This window comes from Microcystis sp. T1-4 (assembly GCF_000297435.1).
Taxonomy (GTDB): domain Bacteria; phylum Cyanobacteriota; class Cyanobacteriia; order Cyanobacteriales; family Microcystaceae; genus Microcystis.
The window spans coordinates 1-684 of the sequence record NZ_CAIP01000309.1 but is presented as its reverse complement, the minus strand read 5'-3'; the positions used below and the strand labels follow the sequence as shown (position 1 = coordinate 684).

1 pseudogene is annotated in these 684 nt (G+C 38.7%); it reads right to left on the bottom strand.

Features of this window, described 5'->3' with window-relative positions:
• Positions 1-684: pseudogene (locus MICAI_RS16525) on the bottom strand (tail length tape measure protein); the annotation flags it as partial.

The window sequence follows — 684 nt, the reverse complement described above, 5'->3', positions numbered from 1 at the left end:
AAATCAATTGACTTATAACAGCGAAATGCCTCCTCCACTTGAGATAAACTTTTATAAGCTTTAACCGTCGTCGCTGCATCCATCAAGGTTGACTCCAGAGAAGTTCTTAACACATACACACCATCCAAGGCCGTTTCTTGAGCGATTAATTCCCGCTTACGCTGATAAGAAAAGCCTTCTTCTGTTATCTCTAGGTTATAGTATTTATTGACCTTAAACTGATTAAGAATCTTGCCCACTCTCAAAGCTATCTTATCTTGGCCCTTTAAAGCTCTTTTCTCCCTTTGAGTCGCCTGAACAATCAAATCTAGTTCCTTCTCTACCGCTTCTAATAATGCCTCTCTTTGTAGTTGATTTTTCTGGGCAATGAAGGGATTCCGACAAGCAATTAATCTTTCTTCGGGATAATCTTCACTCTCAAATTCCACCAAGTTTACCTGATCAAATAATCCTAATTGAATCACTTCCACCTCAGCCAGTTTCCGAATTTGAGGCTTAGTTAAACCAGTAATATAGTCTAATCCTTCTATCGGTTTTACTAATTCCTTGATTTTCGAGTTAGTTAAAATTCCTCTATCACTTACCCAGACCACATTCTCAATCTCCCAACCCTTTCTGACTTTCTCAATTTGTCCGCTTAAAGTAGCACCATCTGAAGTGTTTCCTTCAAATACTTCTACCGCT